This is a genomic window from uncultured Rikenella sp. (assembly GCF_910577125.1).
In the GTDB taxonomy this organism is placed as follows: domain Bacteria; phylum Bacteroidota; class Bacteroidia; order Bacteroidales; family Rikenellaceae; genus Rikenella.
In genome coordinates, this window is sequence record NZ_CAJTMN010000175.1 from 1 (window position 1) to 2374 (window position 2374).

2 protein-coding genes are annotated in these 2374 nt (G+C 57.6%); both read left to right on the forward strand.

The window, feature by feature from the left end:
• Positions 1-171 precede the first annotated feature (171 nt).
• Complete coding sequence (locus QZ292_RS10295) at positions 172-852, forward strand: ATP-dependent Clp protease proteolytic subunit (RefSeq protein WP_294601247.1); 681 nt, start codon at positions 172-174, stop codon at positions 850-852.
• A 27-nt stretch (positions 853-879) separates the two neighbouring features.
• Positions 880-2142, forward strand: coding sequence for an ATP-dependent Clp protease ATP-binding subunit ClpX (gene clpX / locus QZ292_RS10300; RefSeq protein WP_294601249.1), 1263 nt, complete (start codon positions 880-882; stop codon positions 2140-2142).
• Positions 2143-2374: the final 232 nt, after the last annotated feature.

Sequence of the window (2374 nt, forward strand, 5' to 3'; positions counted from 1 at the left end):
GGGAAAGTACCGGTCAAGGGTTGATCCAGGTCTGTCGCCCGCGTAAAGTCAGACCGAACCGGGAATCGAGGTTGTCCCCTTTCGGTTCGCAGCGCCCGACGCAGATTGTTCGAAACATACGCCTTGTTTCATAAAAAATCGCTATTTTTACCCTTTCTCAATATCGACGGAATGGATTATAAAAAAGAATTCGAACGGTACGCACGTCTCGGCCGCGGCATCTCGTCGCTCGCCATGCACCGTTACGACCGGCTGACCGCCGAATATATCTCGCCCACCATTATCGAAGAACGGCAGCTGAACGTCGCCACGATGGACGTCTTCTCGCGCCTGATGATGGATCGCATTATTTTTCTCGGCGTGCCGATCTACGACGATGCCGCCAACATCATTCAGGCCCAGATGCTCTTTCTGGAGTCGAACGACCCGAAAAGCGACATCCAGATCTATCTCAACACCCCCGGCGGATCGGTGTCGGCCGGGCTGGGGATTTACGATACCATGCAGATCATCTCGCCCGATGTGGCGACCACCTGTACCGGTATGGCCGCTTCGATGGGCGCCATTCTGCTGACCGCAGGAACCAAAGGGAAACGTTCCGCCTTGCAGCATTCGAGGATCATGATCCACCAGCCGCTGGGCGGCGTCGAAGGGCAGGCCAGCGACATCGAAATCACCGCCCGCCAGATACTCAAAACCAAAGAGGAACTCTACGCCATACTGGCTCAGCACAGCGGCGTGTCGGCCGAGAAAATCGAACAGGACGCCGACCGGGACTTCTGGATGACCTCGGCCGAAGCGGCTGAGTACGGCCTGATCGACGGCGTGCTCACCAAACGGGAAGGATTGTAATCGCTATCGACTTTATTTGGGAGACCTATGGCAGAAGACAATAACAAGGGACACCACACCGAACGATGTTCGTTCTGCGGCGCTCCGGCGGCGCAGGTGGGGATGATCATCCACGGGCAGGAGGCGACGATCTGTAACAACTGCGCCGAACGCGCCTGGGAGATGGTGCGCGAGGAGATGGAAAACCGCGCCCGGAGCGAAGCCGCTTCCACCATCGGAGAGGCGATGGCCTTGTACACCCCGCAGTCCATCAAAGAGTTTCTCGACCGCTACGTGATCGGGCAGGACCGGGCCAAGAAATACATCTCGGTGGCCGTTTATAACCACTACAAACGGCTGATGCACAGCCTTTCGAATCCGGAAGACACCGAAGATTCGGATATCGAGCTGGACAAGTCCAACATCCTGCTGGTGGGTGAGACCGGGACGGGGAAGACTTTGATTGCACGGACGATTGCGCGGCTCCTGAACGTACCGTTCGCCATCGTGGACGCCACGGCATTGACCGAGGCGGGGTATGTGGGCGAGGATGTCGAGAGCATTCTCTCGCGGCTCTTGCAGGCGGCGGACTACGACGTCGCTGCGGCGGAACGCGGGATCGTCTTTATCGACGAGATCGACAAGATCGCCCGCAAGAGCGACAATCCCTCCATCACGCGCGATGTCTCGGGCGAAGGGGTGCAGCAGGCCCTGCTCAAGATTCTGGAGGGGACGGTGGTCAATGTGCCGCCGCAGGGGGGACGCAAGCATCCGGATCAGAAGTATATTCAGGTGAATACCCGGAATATCCTGTTCGTGGCGGGCGGCGCGTTCGACGGGGTGCAGAAGAAGATCGCACAGCGGCTGAACACGCGCGTTGTCGGATACGGCCAGCAGCAGAAAATCGCCGAAGTGGATCGCGAAAATCTGTTGCAGTACATCACGCCGAAAGACTTGCGGAGCTTCGGGCTGATTCCGGAACTCATCGGCCGGCTGCCGGTGCTGACCTATCTGGAGCCGCTGGGGCGCGAGGCGCTGAGGCGGATTCTGACGGAACCGAAAAACGCGATCATCAAACAGTATGTCCGACTCTTCGAACTCGACGGGGTCAAACTCTCGTTCGATCCGGAGGTGCTGGACTACATCGTGGACAAGGCGATCGAATACAAGCTGGGGGCCCGGGGGCTCCGCTCGATCTGCGAGGCGATCATGATGGACGCGATGTTCGAGGTGCCGGCTTCGAAACGAAAAACGTTCCGCGTGAAACTGGACTATGCCCGTGCGCGGGTCGAAGCTATGCAGGTCGCATAAATATTTGCAGTATTAACCGTTCGGTTAGCTGTGTCTACCCGCATGGAACCGTACCTTTTCTGAAGAAAAGGTACCCAAAAGACTTTTAGATAGCTACGCTATACCTTAGGCTCCGCAGTCCTCAATCTCTGCGATTGCTTTTGGGTCGGGGTTGTAGCGCGCAATAAGGTTCAACTCGCATTAAGCGCGCTACAACTCCCGGCCCAAAGAAGAGTCCGAGAGTTGGGCCGCC